Annotated in this window: 17 protein-coding genes; 12 read left to right on the top strand and 5 right to left on the bottom strand. The window is 68.4% G+C overall.

From position 1 onward, the window contains the following. Positions 1-2: 2 nt before the first annotated feature. The 9 genes from LOK44_RS00595 (at position 3) to LOK44_RS00635 (ending at position 6,596) form a co-directional block, all read left to right on the top strand. Positions 3-437, top strand: a complete 435-nt coding sequence (locus LOK44_RS00595; RefSeq protein ID WP_237568049.1) for a cupin domain-containing protein — start codon at positions 3-5, stop codon at positions 435-437. Positions 438-518: 81 nt separating this feature from the next. Then, positions 519-911 (top strand): ester cyclase, encoded by a 393-nt coding sequence (locus LOK44_RS00600; protein WP_237568050.1) that lies wholly within the window; start codon positions 519-521, stop codon positions 909-911. A gap of 52 nt (positions 912-963) precedes the next feature. After that, positions 964-1,674: a hypothetical protein gene (locus LOK44_RS00605; RefSeq protein ID WP_237568051.1), complete on the top strand. Its 711-nt coding sequence runs from the start codon at positions 964-966 to the stop codon at positions 1,672-1,674. Beyond that, positions 1,632-2,078 carry a hypothetical protein gene (locus LOK44_RS00610; protein WP_237568052.1) on the top strand — a complete coding sequence of 149 codons (447 nt, stop codon included), beginning with the start codon at positions 1,632-1,634 and terminating at the stop codon, positions 2,076-2,078. The genes LOK44_RS00605 and LOK44_RS00610 overlap by 43 nt, the downstream gene beginning before the upstream one ends. A 65-nt stretch (positions 2,079-2,143) precedes the next feature. Continuing rightward, positions 2,144-3,109 (top strand): tripartite tricarboxylate transporter substrate binding protein, encoded by a 966-nt coding sequence (locus LOK44_RS00615; protein ID WP_237568053.1) that lies wholly within the window; start codon positions 2,144-2,146, stop codon positions 3,107-3,109. 119 nt (positions 3,110-3,228) lie between these two features. After that, positions 3,229-4,089, top strand: coding sequence for an SDR family oxidoreductase (locus LOK44_RS00620; RefSeq protein ID WP_308192684.1), 861 nt, complete (start codon positions 3,229-3,231; stop codon positions 4,087-4,089). Next, on the top strand, positions 4,086-4,985 hold the full coding sequence (locus LOK44_RS00625) for a DMT family transporter (protein ID WP_237568054.1): 900 nt from the start codon (positions 4,086-4,088) through the stop codon (positions 4,983-4,985). Before LOK44_RS00620 ends, LOK44_RS00625 begins: the two co-directional genes overlap by 4 nt. After that, complete coding sequence (locus LOK44_RS00630) at positions 4,982-5,866, top strand: DUF8686 domain-containing protein (RefSeq protein ID WP_237568055.1); 885 nt, start codon at positions 4,982-4,984, stop codon at positions 5,864-5,866. Before LOK44_RS00625 ends, LOK44_RS00630 begins: the two co-directional genes overlap by 4 nt. A 91-nt stretch (positions 5,867-5,957) precedes the next feature. After that, positions 5,958-6,596, top strand: coding sequence for a GPR1/FUN34/YaaH family transporter (locus LOK44_RS00635; RefSeq protein WP_237568056.1), 639 nt, complete (start codon positions 5,958-5,960; stop codon positions 6,594-6,596). A 3-nt stretch (positions 6,597-6,599) separates the two neighbouring features. Here the strand turns inward: LOK44_RS00635 and LOK44_RS00640 are convergent, their stop codons facing one another. Beyond that, positions 6,600-7,520, bottom strand: a complete 921-nt coding sequence (locus LOK44_RS00640) for a hypothetical protein (RefSeq protein ID WP_237568057.1) — start codon at positions 7,518-7,520, stop codon at positions 6,600-6,602. Between the two features lie 100 nt (positions 7,521-7,620). On the opposite strand from LOK44_RS00640, the gene LOK44_RS00645 reads away from it, so the two are divergent. Next, complete coding sequence (locus LOK44_RS00645) at positions 7,621-8,955, top strand: acyltransferase family protein (protein ID WP_237568058.1); 1,335 nt, start codon at positions 7,621-7,623, stop codon at positions 8,953-8,955. Here the strand turns inward: LOK44_RS00645 and LOK44_RS00650 are convergent. From LOK44_RS00650 to LOK44_RS00660, 3 genes are all read right to left on the bottom strand, one after another. After that, positions 8,916-9,197 (bottom strand): thiocyanate hydrolase, encoded by a 282-nt coding sequence (locus LOK44_RS00650; RefSeq protein WP_237568905.1) that lies wholly within the window; start codon positions 9,195-9,197, stop codon positions 8,916-8,918. The two genes, LOK44_RS00645 and LOK44_RS00650, sit on opposite strands and share 40 nt — an antisense overlap. A gap of 97 nt (positions 9,198-9,294) precedes the next feature. After that, positions 9,295-9,957 carry a thiocyanate hydrolase subunit gamma gene (scnC, locus tag LOK44_RS00655; protein ID WP_237568906.1) on the bottom strand — a complete coding sequence of 221 codons (663 nt, stop codon included), beginning with the start codon at positions 9,955-9,957 and terminating at the stop codon, positions 9,295-9,297. 98 nt (positions 9,958-10,055) lie between these two features. Continuing rightward, the gene (locus tag LOK44_RS00660) at positions 10,056-10,892 is read right to left on the bottom strand and encodes an SH3-like domain-containing protein (protein WP_237568059.1); all 837 of its coding nucleotides are present in this window, start codon (positions 10,890-10,892) and stop codon (positions 10,056-10,058) included. A 155-nt stretch (positions 10,893-11,047) separates the two neighbouring features. Here LOK44_RS00660 and LOK44_RS00665 point away from each other — a divergent pair, with 155 nt between their 5' ends. After that, positions 11,048-13,405 carry a Tex family protein gene (locus tag LOK44_RS00665; protein WP_237568060.1) on the top strand — a complete coding sequence of 786 codons (2,358 nt, stop codon included), beginning with the start codon at positions 11,048-11,050 and terminating at the stop codon, positions 13,403-13,405. Positions 13,406-13,409: 4 nt separating this feature from the next. Here the strand turns inward: LOK44_RS00665 and LOK44_RS00670 are convergent, their stop codons facing one another. Next, a complete protein-coding gene (locus LOK44_RS00670; protein ID WP_237568061.1) occupies positions 13,410-16,262 on the bottom strand; it encodes an MMPL/RND family transporter in 2,853 nt (950 codons plus the stop codon). A gap of 172 nt (positions 16,263-16,434) precedes the next feature. Here LOK44_RS00670 and LOK44_RS00675 point away from each other — a divergent pair, with 172 nt between their 5' ends. Then, on the top strand, positions 16,435-16,818 hold the full coding sequence (locus LOK44_RS00675) for a DUF4267 domain-containing protein (protein WP_237568062.1): 384 nt from the start codon (positions 16,435-16,437) through the stop codon (positions 16,816-16,818). Position 16,819: the final 1 nt, after the last annotated feature.

Genomic DNA, 16,819 nt, shown 5'->3' on the forward strand with positions numbered 1-16,819 from the left:
ACATGACCCAGAACGCCGAATTCCTAACCGACGCCCCCCTCGCAGGCACGCTCGTCGGCACCGACTTCGACGGCTGGAGCGACGATCTGCGCGCCGAGTTCGACGCGCATGCCCACGACGGGCACGTCGGTTCGCGGCTGCTCAGCCAGAACGAGCGAGTACGGGTGTGGGAGATCCGCCTCGCCCCCGGCGACCGCTTCCACGCCCACCGGCACGTGCTCGACTACTTCTGGACCGCGGTCGTCGCAGGCACCAGCCGCCAGCACACGGCCGACGGCACCACCCGCGAGGTGTCCTACTCGGCGGGGGAGACGCGACACTTCACCTTCGCCGCGGGTGAATTCCTACTGCACGACATCGAGAACGCCGGTGACGACGAGTTGATCTTCACCACGGTGGAACACCTCGACTCGGCGAACCCGCCGCTCGAGCTGTAGGGATACCGGCTCGTTCTCGATCGCGCCGTGGATCGACCAAGATGAGCGGGGCAAGCGACGACACGTGAGGCGGCGACCACCATGACCCTGCACGACGACTACCGAGCCCCGTACCAGTCCTACCTCGGGTACTGCAACGCGCACGACTTCGATTCGATGGCCGCGTTCTACGCGCCGGGCATCACCGTCAATGGGTCACCGATGGACCCGGGCGCCGTCACGGCGCAGTTCGAGCCGCTCATCTCCGCGTTCCCCGACTGGCACTGGGACGTCGCCCACCTCGTCGTGGACGACGAGAACATCGTGGTGCACTTCTCGGTCACGGGCACCCACCGCGGCGCGTTCGCAGGGATCGAGGCGACCGGACGCCGGGTGGACGTCTCGGAGTTCACGCTGTACCACCTGGAGGACGGCAAGTTCGCCGCCGTCTGGGATCTGCTCGACATGGACTCGTTGATCAGACAGATCAGCTAGCTCGCGTCTAGTGTTCCTGCATCGACCGCCCTTCGAGACCACCCGCCGCACCGTGACTGCAGGAGACGGTGATCGCGACGCTGCGCAGGCCTGGTTCCTCGAGCGGGGCCTGCCCGCGGCGCTGACGGCACGCAACCGCTCCCGGCACGTGCTGCCCCGATCGGCGCCCGGGCTGGCCGGATACGCGACGATCGTCGTGGCGCTGCTGGTGATCTTCCTCGTCACCGGTTCCAGCGACGTCTACGTCGACGGCGCGCCGACCCCGGCCGAGACGGTCGTGCTGGGCGTGATCGTCCTGCTCGTCCCGCTGGCGCTGGTCGTCGGCCGCGTGGTCTCCAGGATCCAGAGCCGCCGCACCCAAGCAATCGTGTCCGTCGTCTCCGTCGCGGTGGCCGCGTGCGCCAGCGTGATTCAGGACGGGCTCGCCGAACTACCCGCCACGGTCGTCGTCGTGGTGATCGTCCTCATCGCCACCGCCACGGGGGTCGGCGCGGTACTCGGATGGGCGTTGCGATTGACCGTCACCCAGCTCGCGGCGATGGGCGCCCTCTTCGTCAGCGCGCTCCCGGTGATGCTGCTGACCGTCGTGGTGTTCTTCAACGGCTACGTGTGGATGCTGTCCTCGACCATCAGCCAGTCCCGCCTGTTCCTCGCGCTGTCGTTCCTGTTCTCCGTCACCGCGGCGTTCATCGTCTCCAGTAGCCGGTCGGGGTGCGCCCCATGCTCGAGTCGATCGGCAGGCCCGGCGGCGCCGACGACCTGAGCGGTACGCCGTTCGCCGCCATGCCCGAACGGCCGACCCCCGAACCGCTGACCCGAGCGGAACGCGTCAACGTCGTCCTAGTGATGGCAGCCACGCAGATCGCACACCTGCTCGTGGTCGCGATCTGCACCGCATCGATCTTCTTCACCCTTGGCCTCATCGTGCTGAGTCCCGAACTCCTGGCCAAGTGGAGCGGTGGTGGCCCCAGCGACGGAACCATCTTCGGCGTCACCCTTCCGGTGCCGCAGTCGCTCATCCACATGACCCTCGTACTGTGCGCGCTGACGTTCATGTACGTCAGCGCCCGCTCGGTCGGCGACGACGAGTACAAGCGAGACTTCCTCGACCCGCTCATCGAGGACCTGCACACCACGCTCGTCGCCCGCAACCGATACCGGGTGTGACGTTCCCGCGAGTCTTCCCGGAACCGGGACGCGAACGCCGCCGTGCGTGTACTCCTTCTCCAGTGATGAAAACCGCCGTCGGCGCCGTGCTGGCCGCCTCCCTGGTGCTCACCGGATGTCAGTCCTCCGAGCCGGCCGCCGAGGCGCCGAGCTACCCCGCCGGGCCCATCACGATGACGGCGGGCGCCAACCCGGGTAGCGGATTCGACATCACCATCCGATCGGTCGTCGAAGCCCTCGAGCAGGAGGGCATCGTGAAAGTGCCGCTGCCCGTGCAGAACAAGCCGGGTGGCAGCGGAGCAGACTTCCTGGCCACCATGGTCGAGCAGTACGAGGGCGCCGACGATCAGGTGTCGGTGACGTCCCTGGCGATGATGATCAACGAGCTGCGCGGCGCGTCGAAGTACGGCTACGACGACGTCACCATGATCGCCCGGCTGGTGACGGAGTACTTCGTCGTCGTCACCGCGCCCGGCGCGCCCTACACGAACCTCACCGATGTCATGACCGGGATCGAGAATGGCCCCGGACAGGTCGCCGTCGCCGCCGCGAACGACGATCAGGCGCCCTTCGACCTCCTGGTGACCGCGGCCGGCGGCGATGCCTCATCGGTGAACTACGTCCCGTTCGAAGGCGGAGGAGACCAGATCACTGCGCTTCGCAGTGGTGACGTCGACGTCGCGATCGGCGGAGTCAGTGAGTTCGTCGACCTCATCGACGGGGGAGAACTGAAGGCACTGGGCGTGTTGTCGGAGGACCGCCTCCCGGGGCTCGCCGCTGCGACGGCCAAGGAGCAGGGATTCGACGTCACGCTGTCGAACTGGCGTGGGCTCTACGGGCCGCCGGGCATGCCGGAGGTTGCGGTCGCGTACTGGCAGCAGGCACTCGGCGAGATGGTGAAGACGCCGGCATGGGAGCAGATCGCGCAGCGGCACCACTTCACGACGACCTTCGCCACCGGCGACGAGTTCCAGACCTTCCTCGCCGACACCCAGGCGGACGTCAAGGCGGCGTTGGACGAGCAGGGCTGACAGGGCCCTCACCGTTTGCTGACGATTGGGTAGATTCCGCCGCGTCCGAACCGTCCGCACCCTAGATTGACTGACCGGAGCGGTCACCCCAGGTACCGACGCGAACGAAGGTGCAGGCCGTGATCCCCAACATCCGCAAGACGCTGCGGCTGGCGGGAATGCGTCCGATGCCCCGATGGCCCGCCCGCGCGTCGATTGACCTGCGAGGCAAGCGAATTCTGCTGACCGGCGCGTCGTCGGGCATCGGTGCGGTCGCCGCGGAGCGACTCGCCGCGGAGGGGGCGACGGTGATCGCGGTCGCGCGCCGGGAGAACCTCCTCGCCGAACTCGTCGACCGCATCACAGCCGCAGGCGGCACTGCGACCGCCGTACCGGCCGACCTCTCCGACCTGGCCCGGATCGACGAATTGGTGGAGGAGGTCGGGCCCGTCGACGTGCTCATCAACAACGCTGCCAGGTCCATCCGCAGGCCCCTGATCGACTCGCTGGAACGGTGGCACGACGTCGAACGCGTCATGGCGCTCAACTACTTCGCCCCGCTGCGGCTCATCCGGGGCGTTGCGCCGGGCATGATCGAACGCGGCGACGGACACATCGTCAACATCGCCACCTGGCGCGTGCTGCCGGAAGCCTCGCCGCTGTTCGCCGCCTACAACGCGTCGAAGGCGGCGCTCAGCGCCGTCAGCCGTGTCATCGACACCGAACTCGGCACGGCCGGTGTGCACTCCACCACCATCTACTATCCGTTGGTCGCGACGCCGATGATCGCGCCCACCCGCGCCTACGACGGGGTGACGGCACTCTCGTCGGCCGAAGCGGCCGAATGGATGGTGACGGCGGTGCGCACCCGGCCGATCCGCATCGCACCGCGAAAGGCGCTGGCTCTTCGCGCCGTCGACGTCGTGGCGCCTCGCAGACTCAACCGCATCCTCGAGGCCGAGACCGACCGCATGAACGCCAGAGCGTACGCGCTGCCGTGACCGGCGCCGTCACGGGCCACCGGCCCGAGAACCTGCCGTTGGCAGCGGGTCTCACGACCGCAGCGTTCTTCTGCGTCGCTCTCGTCGGTGCCCTGGCGAAGGTCTCGGGGCAGTACACGTCGACCGGCGTCCTGCTGCTGTTCCAGAACCTGATCTGCTTCCTCTTCATCGTGCCCGTCGTCCTGCGGAACGGACCGTCGTCGCTGCGGACTTCCAAGATCGGGCTGCACGTGCTGCGCGCCGTCGCGGGCACCGCCTGCTGGTACGCACTGTTCTTCGCCATCGCCCGCATTCCGCTCGCGAACGCGACCCTGCTGACCTACAGCGCGCCACTGTGGATGCCGCTCGTCGCGTGGCTCGTCACGCGGCAGAAGGCGTCGACGGCAACCTGGGCAGGCGCCGTCCTCGGCTTCGCCGGTGTCGTGCTGGTGTTGCAGCCTCAGGGGCACAGCTTCGACGTCGGCGAACTATCCGCTTTCGCCGGAGCGATTCTGCTTGCCGTGGCGATGATGTCGGTCCGCTGGCTGGGCGCGACCGAACCCATCACCCGTGTCCTGTTCTACTACTTCCTGCTGTCGACCGTCCTGTCCGTCCCGATCGCGGTCGTCGACTGGGAGCCGATCCCCCCGCAGGCCCTCGGTTGGTTGATCGGGCTCGGCTTCGCCCAGCTGTCGTCGCAGATCCTCATCGTGCTGGCCTACCGCTACGCCTCGGCGGAGAAGGTCGGCCCGTTCATCTACAGCGTGATCGTGTTCACCGCGGTACTCGACTGGATCGTATGGGGCCAAGTACCCTCGGCCACCACGTATTTCGGCATGGTCCTGGTGATCGGTGGCGGCCTGGTCGCCGTCCGGGCGAGGCGCGCGCCGACGGCTCCGGAGGAGGCAACTCGATGACGGCCAACCCGACGATGCGCAACGGACGGCGTTGGATCGCCAGAGGACTGGCCCTATGCCTGGCGGTGATCCTGACGATCGCACTGAGCCTCGGCGGCTATCTCGCGAGTCGCGAGGCCACCGAGCAGCCCTCGATCATCTTCGGCGAAGACGAGACCAACGCCGATCGCGTCGACGTCGCGGCATGGGTGACCCGGGTCGACGTCGAGAGTCAGACCGTCGCCATCACGGTGGCCGACGTGCGGCCCCAGGGCTCACTGGCCCGACCCGACGGGACGTTCGCCGAAGGCGCGAGGCTCGAGACCAACGCGGTGCGCAACGAACCCGTCGACGTGGCAGCCGGTGACTGGGTGCCGAACCTGGAGCAGTCCTTCGCCATGAACGGGACCGTCACCGACTTTCCGTTCGACCGGTACACGTCGTACCTGTCCTTCCGCATGACCGGGGCGGACGGCAGCGAGATCCCACTGGCGGTGACCATCTGGAGCACCGACGCGTTCTTCGTCATCTCCCCGGACTACGACCCAGAACAAGACGACTGGCTCAACATCGACCTCGACGTCAAACGCAGCTCGCCCACGATGATCTTCGGCGTCTTCATCATGGTGCTCATGCTGGGGCTGTCCTTCGCCGCCGCGCTTGCCGCCTACTACGTGATCCGCCACCGCCAGGGCTTCGACTTCAACGCCTACGGGGTGATGGCTGCCCTGCTCTTCGCAATGGTGCCGCTGCGCAACGCGATACCGGGAGACCCGCCGATCGGCTCGGTGATCGACTTCATGGCCTTCTTCATCGCCGAGGCCATCATCTCCATCTCCCTGATCACCAGCGTCGTGGTCGGCTACCGGCATCAGATGCAGATCGACCGCACGGTCCGGTGACCGGCGGCGCGCCCCGTGCCCCCGAGTCGACTTCCACTGACGCCGATTACAACTGTGGGCCGGGCGGCCGAGGCGCTCCTACTGTGCGGACATGACCAGTGTCGTGGACCGAATCGAAGCCCCATTCACAGCCGACCACCCCGTCGAGCCACCGAAACCCGAGGGCAACCCAGGGCTCATCGGTCTACCGCTCATCATCCCGGGCGCCATCGGGCTGGGTGCGACGAACACCGGTCTCGTAAGTGTCTCTGCGGCAGCGATACCCGTCCTCGTCTCCGCGACGGCGATCGGCCTGCTGGTCACCACCATCTGGTCGGCGGCCCTACGTCAGAACGTCAACGCGACGATCTACGGCACGTTCTTCGGCTTCTACGGCAGCTACGGCGTTCTGGCACTTGGCTTCGCCCACGACTGGTTCGGCATCGCCGAGGCTGACGTCCGTCAGACCACCGCGCTGTGGCTGGCCAGCTGGCTGCTGTCGATCGGCCTGCTGACCGCCCTGACGATCCGGCTGCCGTGGCTCTACCCGGCCGTTCTGGCGATCGTGGACCTGGCGCTGGTGCTGCTCCTGATCGGCAACCAGACCGGGAGCACCGTGGCGAACCAGGCCGCAGGCTGGCTGATCTTCGCCTTCGCGGGCATCGTCGTCTACTTCTACTTCGCCGCGCTGTGGGAGGAACTGGGGGGCACGGCGCTGCCGCTCGGCCGCGTCCTGGTCGGCTCGGACTGACCGCTAGCCGCCGAACGTCGTGGTTCCCTCCGGACCCACCTGGAAGCCTTGGGTGGCGCCTGCCAACGTCCCGTAGCAGGCGACTCCGCCGGTCACGGCCATGCAGGTGGAGCCCGACCCGTTGACGCGGTAGCCGACCGGCAGCTGGCGTACGTTGCCCGGGTAGGCCGGCTGGTCGAACTTCGGGTCGTCAGTCCGGCGGATCCCCGCGCTGCCGGGCAGCTGCGCGAACACCTCGTTCTCGCCGGCCGCCACACCGGGAAGGGCTCCGTTGCAACCGATCTCGCCGCCGCTGAACACGACGATCGAACACGTCAGGCCGCCGTCGACGGTGAACACCGGGAACAGGTTCTTGGCTCCGGTGCCGACGATGTAGGTGTCGTCGCCCACGACGAAGTCGTTGGGGTCCGGAAATCCCTGGGGCAGACCGTCGGTCGCCGGGCCGATGCCGGTGCGGCCGGGGGAGACGATCATCCACTGGGCAGCCGGGCTGCCCTTCGTGCACGCCGTACGCGGTCCCGGGCCAACGGCGCACTCGAAGTCGCCGAACACGAGTTTCTGACCGTCGTGCAGCACCGGGGCGGCGTCACCGGACGCCTTGACGAAACGGGGATTGGACGTGGCACGAAGTCCGCGGGCATTGACGTCGGCAGCCAGGACGATCTCGTTGACGCCGATCAGCGTCGCAGGCAGCTTGCCGTCGCAGCCTGCGGTTCCGCGAGAAGGCTGTATCGAGCACAGCAGCCCGTCCGGGGTCTGGAAGTAGGCCTCACCGTCGGCGACGAACGCATCTGGCGCGACCGTCGCGTAACCACTCAGATCGGGCATCGGAGCCTCGGCCCGGGCGGATGGGGCCATGGACGTGGTGACGGTCGCCGCCGTCATGGCGAGGACCGAGGCCAGGAGTACCAGTGCAGATCGCATTGCCTAGCAATGTAGGCGATGCCGAGCGCCAGCCCGAATTCTCGAAGAACGCGTAGTCCTACTCGTGGGCATCGCCGCGCCGGCCCGGCATGCTGATGTCATGGCCTTCACCAAGCCCGCGTCGGACGTACCCGAGGTCGCAGGCGAGACCAACCCGGGACGCGACCGCGCCGTGGACGTCGCCCGGCTCGGCGCCCTGGTGGTCGTCATGTTCGGGCACTGCGCGCTGCTGCTCGCGACCATCGACACCCGCGGGCTTCGCATCGGCAACCTGCTCGGCGAGATACCCGATCTCGCCCCGCTCACGTGGGTCGCGCAGATCATGCCGCTGTTCTTCCTCGCAGGTGGCGCTGCCGGCGCCTACGGGTGGCGGCCCGGTACGCCCTGGGGTGCCTGGCTGTTCACCCGCGCTCAACGCCTGTGCCGACCCGCGTTCTGGTACCTGGCGGCCTGGACGGTGGGCGTGCTCGTCGTCCGCGTCGTGCTCGGCCCGGCATCCGCGGCAGGCATCGGGCGCGAATCCGTGGCGCTGCTGTGGTTCCTCGGCGTCTACCTGGTCGCCCTGGCGTTCGTACCGGCGCTGATGCGCCTCGGATCGTGGCGCGGCGTCGCCGCCGTGGTCGTGGGTCTCATCGCAGCCGCGGCGGTCGTCGACGGGATCCGCATCGCGGTCGGCACACCGTGGGCCGGCGCGGCCAACCTGCTGATCGTCTGGCTGATCCCCGTGGTCATCGGCGTGGGCTACGCCAAGAAGCTGGTGCTGCCGCGCCCGGCGCTGGCGGTGGCGGCCGCCGCGCTGGCCGCCCAGGTGGTCGTCGCGCTGGCGGGACCCTACGAGGTTGCCCTGGTGGTGACCGGCGCCGAGCGGATGTCCAACGTGTCACCCCCCACGCTGCTGCTCGCGCTGCACTGCACCTGGATGTCATGCGCCTTCGTCGCCGCGTCCGGCCCGATCCGGCGATGGGCGAGCCGGCCGCGGGTCTGGCGGGTGGTCGCCACGGGCAACGGCGGAGCGATGACCATCTACCTCTGGCACATTCCGGCGATCGCCGCCGCCACCTTCGCGCTACACGCCTTCGGCCTCGACGCCTACGAGGTCGACGCCCCGGGGTTCTGGGGCCTGCTCGCCTTGCGGGCCGTGGTGTTCGCAGTGGTCATGGCAACCGCGTTCTGGCTGCTCTCGCCGCTGGAACACCTTCGATTGCCATGGTGGGATGCCACCAGCAGCGCAACCGGGGTCAGGTCGACCGTTGGCGGTGTGCTGGTCTGCGTGGCGGGTGTCGCGCTGGTGCTGATGGCGAAGAACGGGCTGACCGGCGTCGACGGCTGGGCCACGCTGGGGTGCTTCCTCGCAGCCGCGGTGGCAGCCCGGGTCAGCATCGGGTCGTCGGCGACTCAGGACTCCAGCCGCGCCCGCACCGCAGCCAGCCGCTGACGGAGTTCCGGCTCGGTGATGATCCCGCGGACCATCAGTGAATGGGCCAGCGACATCAACTGGCTCTCCGGGTAGGGCAGCGCGGAGTACACGCTCGCCGACAGCGCATCCTCCTCGTCGCGGCGCGCGGTGAAGTCGGGAGCGATCGATCCGCACGACGACTGGTCGAGGGCATCGCAGAGCCCGTCGAGACTGGTCTTCCAGGGCGGTACCGGGTTCTCGACGCCGTACTTGGCCGCCATCTTCGGCCACACCTGGCCGCGCTCGACGATGCTCTGCAACGTCTCGCTCTCGACGGGCCCGATCTCGCGGGATGTGCTCACGATGTGCTCCCGGCGGTCATTCGGCGGCGGGGTGGACGGCGGGACGGGTGTCGACGATCACGTTCGACGTGACGCCGGGCTTCGGCAGGGCAACGCCGATGAGACTGTCCCGGGTGACGATCTCGGCGAGCTGGTCCTCGGACCAGCCGTCGGTGCCGTCGGGACGCATCGGCATCACCATGAAGCGGTGCTTCTGGTTCGAGTCCTGGACGCGCACCTCGACGTCGTCGGGCAGGTAGAGGCCGAACTCGGCGAGCACCTGCCGCGGCCACCGGACGAGGCGACGGCGGTAGTTCGGCGTGCGGTACCACTCCGGCGAGTTGCCGAGGATGGGCCGGGGGTAGCACGAACACAGAGCGCAGACGATGACGTTGTGCACCGTCGGGGTGTCCTCCAGGATCGAGAACGCCGTGAAGTCGCTGGGCGTGCCGAAGCCGGTCGGCTCCATCCAGTCGACGCCCACCTCCTTGCTGGCCGTCATCGGCTCCGCCAGGGCGAGGGCCTTGAAGTCGGGGTCGAGCCACGCGCGGGCAACCAGGCGGGCGGCCGGTGCGGGCCCGATCTGTTCGGCGAACTCGGTGAAACGGCGGTGCTCCTCGGCGGTGAAGATGCCCTTCTCGATGCACAGTTCGCGCAGCGCGATCTCGAGCACTTCGAAGTCGGTGATCTCGTCGACCATCGGTTTCACGGTCCGGTCGTGGTCGTGGTCGTGATCGTGGCCGTGGCCGTGGCCGTGATCGTGTGTCACGTGCTCTCCTCGGTGTTGCGGTGGCGCGCTCAGGCCGGCCGCAGCCAGCGTTCGGGAATCTCGGTGCGTAGGGAGTCGGTAGCCGTGCCCGTGTAGCCGTGCCACAGGTCGGCCATGGTGAAGCGCACGACGTAGAACCACTCGGGTTGGGCGTCGGGGCGGTCCCACGTCTCGTCCTCGGCTGCCGGGCTCTCATAGGCGACCGCTGCGATCTCGCCGGTGGCGCCGCGGACGTACTCCGGGGTGCGGGTGTAGAACAGCACCGGCAGTTCGCGCACGACGACGGCGTCGCCGACGGCGAAGCGGGGTTCACCGGCCTTGCCGGCGTAGACCTGTGGGTCGCCCTTGCCGACGGCGTGCAGGTGGTGTGCGTTGCGCTTCACCGCCGAGCCGTCGCCCTCGAACTTGGGCCGGGCCTCGGGGCGTCGGCCGTCGAGCCCGCCCGCGTAGCGGTCGGCCACCTCGGCCATGCGTTCGCTCAGCTCGGTCAACCCGATGTGATGCTTCTCGACGAGGATCCGCGCCACCGAGAGCAACCAGCGCCCGTAGTACGGCAGGCCCAGGTAGACCGCGCGGCCCACGTCGACGTTGCCCATCCGCCGGCGCTCCTCGGAGAGCCAGATGCCCCGCCAGGCCAGCACCTCGCAGATGACGTAGGTCATGTGCTCCCACAGTTCGTACTGCTTGTTCTCGTACTTCATGGGAGCGTCGGGTTCCCCGCCGACGTCGTGCACCGGCTTCAGGTACGCGGTGAGTCGTGCGTGGTCGAGCAGATCGGGCGTGGGAGCGTCGGGGAGTTCGGGATAGGCGGACTCGAGCCGGGCGACCAGGTCGAGTTGAGCGGCACGTTCTGCGGCAGTACTCATGGCGTCCCCGGCCTCTCCCCGGTCGCTTCGCTCGCCCCGGGTGTTTCAACACTGGCTAGCGGGCCAAATCTAGATCAACCAAGGGCCGAGGCGGCAGGAATCGGCCGAATCCGTACCCGCGCGGACCCGTCGGAGTCGTTCGGTAGGGTCGCCGCGTGACTTCGACCCCGCCCGTCAAGACCGTAAACGCCCGTCTCGCTGCGGAACTCGCCGTGGGGGAGGCCCAGGTGGCAGCCGCGGTCCGGCTGCTCGACGAGGGTTCGACCGTCCCGTTCATCGCGCGCTACCGCAAGGAGGTCACCGGCAGCCTCGACGACGGCCAGCTGCGCACGCTGGAGGAACGTCTCGGCTATCTGCGCGAACTCGACGCCCGCCGGGTCGCGGTGCTGGCGTCGATCGAGGAGCAGGGCAAGCTCACCGACGAGCTGCGGACGGCGCTTTTGACTGCCGACACGAAGTCGCGGGTGGAGGACATCTACCTGCCGTACAAGCCCAAGCGAAGGACGAAGGCCCAGATCGCGCGCGAGGCCGGTCTCGAGCCGCTGGCCGACCGCCTGCTCGCCGACCCGACGCTGGTCCCGGACGACGTGGCGGCAGAGTTCCTCAACGACGACGTGGCCGACGCCGCGGCGGCGCTCGACGGGGCGCGGCAGATCGTCATCGAGCGTGCCGCCGAGAACGCCGAGCTGGTCGGTGCGGTCCGCGCGAAGTTCTGGGCGGACGGCACGTTGCGCACGGCGCCGTCGTCGGAGGAGGTGGGTAGGAGCGCCGCGGCGCAGAAGTTCCGCGACTACTTCGACTACTCCGAGCCGTTGGAGAAGATGCCGTCGCACCGCGTGCTCGCCGTGATGCGCGGCGAGAAGGAGCAGGTGCTGGCGCTGACGTTCGACGGCGGCGACGACGAGCCCTACCAGGTGCTGGTGGCCCAGGCGCTCGGCGTCGACCTCAGTGCGCCGGGCGCCGCGACGCCGTGGTTGGCCACCACCGTGCGCTTCGCGTGGCGGGTCAAGCTCATGGTCTCGGCCTCGGTCGACGCGCGAATCAAGCTGCGGCAGCGAGCCGAGCTGGACGCGGTGGCGGTCTTCGCCCGCAACCTGAAGGACCTGTTGCTCGCCGCGCCGGCAGGCACTCGCACGACGCTGGGTCTGGACCCCGGTTTCCGGACCGGAGTGAAGGTCGCCGTCGTCGACGGCACCGGCAAGGTGGTCGACACGTGTGCGGTGTTCCCCCACCAGCCGCAGAAGCAGTGGGACGCCGCGAAGGCAACGCTCGCCGCGCTCGTCGCGCGCCACGGCGTCGAGCTGATCGCCATCGGCAACGGCACGGCGTCGCGCGAGACCGACGCGCTGGCAACGGAACTCATCACCGACATCCGGTCGGCCGGTGCCGCTGCGCCCGCGAAGGCCATCGTCAGCGAGGCCGGAGCCTCGGTGTACTCCGCATCGTCGTATGCCGCACACGAACTGCCCGACCTCGACGTCACCATCCGCGGGGCGGTGTCGATCGCGCGCCGCCTGCAGGACCCGCTCGCCGAACTCGTCAAGATCGATCCGAAGTCCATCGGCGTCGGTCAGTATCAGCACGACGTGACGCCCGGCATCCTGGCCCGCAGCCTCGACGCGGTCGTCGAGGACGCCGTCAACGCGGTCGGAGTCGACCTCAACACCGCGTCGGTGCCGCTGCTGGCCCGGGTCTCCGGCGTGACGGACACCCTGGCCGAGGCCATCGTCGCGCACCGGGAGAAGGCGGGGCGATTCGACAGCCGCAAGGCGCTGCTGAAGGTTCCGCGGCTGGGGCCCAAGGCATTCGAGCAGTGCGCGGGCTTCCTGCGGATCAACGGCGGCACCGACCCCCTGGACGCCTCCGGCGTACACCCCGAGGCGTACCCGGTGGTGCGGCGCATCCTGGACCGCTCGGGCGTGACGCTCGCCGAACTGATCGGTGACGAGCGGTCGCTGCGGTCGCTGCGGCCCGCCGACTTCGCCGACGACCGCTTCGGCATCCCGACGGTCACCGACATTCTCGCCGAACTCGAGAAGCCGGGACGCGACCCGCGACCGGCGTTCACCACGGCCACGTTCGCGGCGGGCGTGGAGAAGGTGTCCGACCTCGAGCCGGGGATGATCCTCGAAGGCGTGGTGACCAACGTCGCGGCCTTCGGCGCGTTCGTCGACGTGGGCGTGCACCAGGACGGCCTCGTCCACGTCTCGGCGATGTCCGACCGCTACGTCTCCGACCCACACGAGGTGGTCAAGTCGGGTCAGGTGGTCAAGGTCAAGGTCCTCGAGGTGGACGTCGACCGGCAACGCATCGGCTTGAGCCTGCGACTCAACGACACACCGCAGCGCGAGCAGGGCAAGCGCACCGACCGCGGTGGCCAGCCCCGTCGCGACCGGCCGCAGGCCGCGGAACAACGCCGCAACCCGAGGGCGGGCAACGACTCTCGCAAGAGTGCGCCCGCCGCATCGGGGGCGATGGCCCAGGCGCTACGCGACGCCGGCTTCGGCCGGTGACCCGCTAGCGGCTGATCGGGGACGCCGACAGCGGGCGCTTGCGCACCACCTGCGGCCACCAGAACCAGCGGCCCAGCAGGGCCGCGATGGCCGGCGTCATGAACGCCCGGATGACCAGGGTGTCGAACAGCAGGCCGAGCCCGATGGTGGTACCCACCTGAGCCACCACGGTCATCTCGCTGACCATCATCGCCATCATGGTGAAGGCGAATACGAGGCCGGCGGCGGTGACCACGGAGCCGGTTCCGCCCATCGCCCGGATGATCCCGGTGTTGATCCCGGCGTGCAGTTCCTCCTTGAGGCGCGCCACCAACAGCAGGTTGTAGTCCGCGCCCACCGCCAACAGCACGATGACCGCCATCGCCATCACCATGAAGTGCAGCGGCACCCCGAGCACGTGCTGCCACACCAGCACCGACAGCCCGAACGACGCGCCGAGCGACACCACGACGGTGCCGACGATGACCGCGGCCGCGACGAGGCTGCGCGTGATCAGCAGCATGATGATGAAGATCAGCGTCAGCGCCGAGATCCCAGCGATCAGCATGTCGTAGCCGTTGCCGTCCCGCATGTCCTTGAACGCCGACGCGGTACCACCGAGGTAGACCTTCGAGCCCTCGAGCGGAGTGCCCTTGATGGCCTCCTTGGCGGCCAGCTTGATCGCATCGATGCGCTCGATGCCGCTGGCCGACAACGGATCACCCTCGTGGGAGATGATGAACCGCACCGACGTGCCATCGGGGGAGATGAAGCTCTCCATGCCGCGCTTGAAGTCATCGTTGTCGAAGATCTCCGGCGGTAGGTAGAAGGTGTCGTCGTTCCAGGAGTCGTTGAACGCGTCGCTCATCGCCGTCTGGTTCTCCGACGCCGCCGCCTGCTGATCCTGCACGCCACTCTGGGTGGCCTGCATCTTCAACATCATGTCGCGCTGGTTGCGCATCGACTCGATCTGTCCGGGCAGCAGCGCCTCGAGTTGTGGCAGCAGAGTCGCGAGCCGCTCGAGCGTGGGCACCAGCATCTGGATGTCCTCGGTCGTGGTGTTCACGCCGTCGAGCAGGTCGAAGATCGACCGCATCGCCCAGCAGACCGGGATGTCGTAGCAGTGCGGTTCCCAGTAGAAGTAGTTGCGGATGGGGCGGAAGAAGTCGTCGAAGTTCGAGATGGAGTCCCGGATCTCGGCGACGTCGACCGCCATCTGCTTGGTCTTGACGACCATCTCCTGGGTCACCGCGTTCATCTGACCCATCAGCGACGCCATCTTGGTCATCGTGTCGATGGTGTTCTGCATCTCGTCGGCCTGAACCAGCATGTCGGCCATCCGGTCCTGGCTGTACTTGCGGTTGAGCTCCTGGCCGATGCCGGACAGACCCATCTGCGCGGGGATGGTGCTGAACTCGATCGGCTTGCCGTCTGGCCGGGTGATCGCCTGGACGCTCCCGATGCCCTCGACGCGGAACACTGCCTTGGCGATCTTGTCGATCACCAGGAAGTCCGCGGAGTTGCGCAGGTCCCGGTCGCTCTCGACCAAGAGCAACTCGGGGTTCATCCGCGCGGGATCGAAGTGTCGTTCGGCGGCGGCGAAGCCCTGGTTCGCCGGCAGATCGGTGGGCAGGTAGTTGCGGTCGTTGTAGTTGGGTTGGTATCCGGGCAGGGTGAGCAGTCCGATCAGGGACAGGGCCACCGTTCCGATCAGCACCGGACCGGGCCACCGGACGATGACCGCGCCGATCTTGCGCCACCCGCGGATGCGCATGGCGCGCTTCGGTTCCAGCCACCCGAACCGGCTGGTGACGGTGATCAGCGCGGGCCCCAGCGTCAACGCGGCCAACACCGCGATCGTCATGCCGACCGCCAGTGGGACGCCGAGCGACTGGAAGTACGGCAAACGGGTGAACGACAGGCAGAACGTCGCGCCGGCGATCGTCATGCCCGACCCGAGCACCACGTGGGCCGTGCCGTGAAACATCGTGTAGTACGCGGACTCCCGGTCCTCGCCCATGGTTCGGGCTTCCTGATATCGGCCGATCAGGAAGATCGCGTAGTCCGTGGTCGCGGCGATCGCCAGCGTCACCAACAACTGGGTGGCGAACGTCGAGAGCCCGATGAGGTCGTGATAGCCGAGGAAGGCCACGACGCCCCGCGATGCCGCCAGGCCCAGCACCACCAGCACCAGCGTCAGGAACACCGTGCGCAGCGACCGGTACACCAGCAGAAGCATCGAGATGATGACGCCGAACGTCGCGAGTTCGATGATGCGCACGCTGCGGTCGCCCGCGATCTGCTGGTCGGCGGCCAACGCCGAGCCGCCGGTGACGTGCACGGTGACGCCCGGCGGGGGAGTGAGCCCGTCGACGATCCCCTGGATCGCCTCGACCGACTCGTTGGCCAGTGCCTCGCCCTGGTTGCCTGCGAGGTACACCTGGACGTAGGCGGCCTTCAGGTCGTCGCTCTGCGCCCCGGCCTCGGTGAGGGGGTCGCCCCAGAAGTCCTGCACGTGTTCGACGTGCTGGTCGTCGGCCTCGAGCCGGTCGACCATGTCGTTGTAGAAGCGGTGTGCCTCGTCGCCGAGCGGCTTGTCGCCCTCGAGCACGATCATGGCGGAGCTGTCGGACTTGAATTCCTCGAACACCGTGCCGACGCGCTTCATCGCGATCACCGACGGTGCGTCGGCCGGGCTCATCGAGACCGACTGCATCTGACCGACGACCTCGAGCTGAGGCACCGTCAGATTCAGTGCGGCGACGAGCAGGACCCAGCCGATGATGATCGGAACGGCCAGCCTGCGGATCCACTTCGCCAGGCCGGAGCGGTGCTGATCGGTGCTCGGCGGGCGCGGGTCGGTGATCCCGGTGGTCATGGGTGCGTCACCGGTCGCGACTCCTCACTCGGCAGCGTTAGGACAGCCTTACTCGATCGCCTTAGTAAAGCAGACTAGGTAACCCGGGTGCGACCGTCGCTGAGCGGCTTCTCAGGTTCCGTGGTCGACCAATCCGCGGTGGCGCCGGGTCGGGGCGACCTAGGCTCCAGCCATGCCGACAGATCGCGCCGCCCTGGTGGCGGGCAGCATCCGCCTCGCGTCCGGAGTGTCCTTCCTCGTCGACCCGCTACGAGCGAACCGGTTGTGGGGTGAGCCCGACGATCCGGGCCCCTCGGCGCGTCTGCTGCTGAGGTCGATGGGCTACCGCGACGCTCTGATCGGCGGCCTGCTGCTGGCCGCGGCGCTGCGCGGTGACGACACCCGCGGGTGGTTCCTCGCCTCCGGCGGCGCGGACGCGGCCGACCTGCTCGGCGGGATGAGCGTGCACCACGACCTCAAGCGCGGCCAGCAGGTCATCGGGCTGGGCGGCGCCATGGTCGGCATCGGCGTCGGCTTGTGGGGCGCGCTGCGCGGCAGGCCGCGTTCGGACGTCTAGG

Source organism: Mycolicibacterium lacusdiani (assembly GCF_021916785.1).
Classification (GTDB): domain Bacteria; phylum Actinomycetota; class Actinomycetes; order Mycobacteriales; family Mycobacteriaceae; genus Mycobacterium; species Mycobacterium lacusdiani.

Bases quoted from the DNA above. Each gene is read 5' to 3' on its own strand.
- LOK44_RS00595 (WP_237568049.1), top strand. From the start codon at position 3: ATGACCCAGAACGCCGAATTCCTAACCGACGCCCCCCTCGCAGGCACG.
- LOK44_RS00600 (WP_237568050.1), top strand. From the start codon at position 519: ATGACCCTGCACGACGACTACCGAGCCCCGTACCAGTCCTACCTCGGG.
- LOK44_RS00610 (WP_237568052.1), top strand. From the start codon at position 1,632: ATGCTCGAGTCGATCGGCAGGCCCGGCGGCGCCGACGACCTGAGCGGT.
- LOK44_RS00615 (WP_237568053.1), top strand. From the start codon at position 2,144: ATGAAAACCGCCGTCGGCGCCGTGCTGGCCGCCTCCCTGGTGCTCACC.
- LOK44_RS00630 (WP_237568055.1), top strand. From the start codon at position 4,982: ATGACGGCCAACCCGACGATGCGCAACGGACGGCGTTGGATCGCCAGA.
- LOK44_RS00635 (WP_237568056.1), top strand. From the start codon at position 5,958: ATGACCAGTGTCGTGGACCGAATCGAAGCCCCATTCACAGCCGACCAC.
- LOK44_RS00640 (WP_237568057.1), bottom strand. From the start codon at position 7,520: ATGCGATCTGCACTGGTACTCCTGGCCTCGGTCCTCGCCATGACGGCG.
- LOK44_RS00645 (WP_237568058.1), top strand. From the start codon at position 7,621: ATGGCCTTCACCAAGCCCGCGTCGGACGTACCCGAGGTCGCAGGCGAG.
- LOK44_RS00650 (WP_237568905.1), bottom strand. From the start codon at position 9,197: ATGGCGGCCAAGTACGGCGTCGAGAACCCGGTACCGCCCTGGAAGACC.
- scnC (WP_237568906.1), bottom strand. From the start codon at position 9,957: ATGGTCGACGAGATCACCGACTTCGAAGTGCTCGAGATCGCGCTGCGC.
- LOK44_RS00660 (WP_237568059.1), bottom strand. From the start codon at position 10,892: ATGAGTACTGCCGCAGAACGTGCCGCTCAACTCGACCTGGTCGCCCGG.
- LOK44_RS00670 (WP_237568061.1), bottom strand. From the start codon at position 16,262: ATGACCACCGGGATCACCGACCCGCGCCCGCCGAGCACCGATCAGCAC.
- LOK44_RS00675 (WP_237568062.1), top strand. From the start codon at position 16,435: ATGCCGACAGATCGCGCCGCCCTGGTGGCGGGCAGCATCCGCCTCGCG.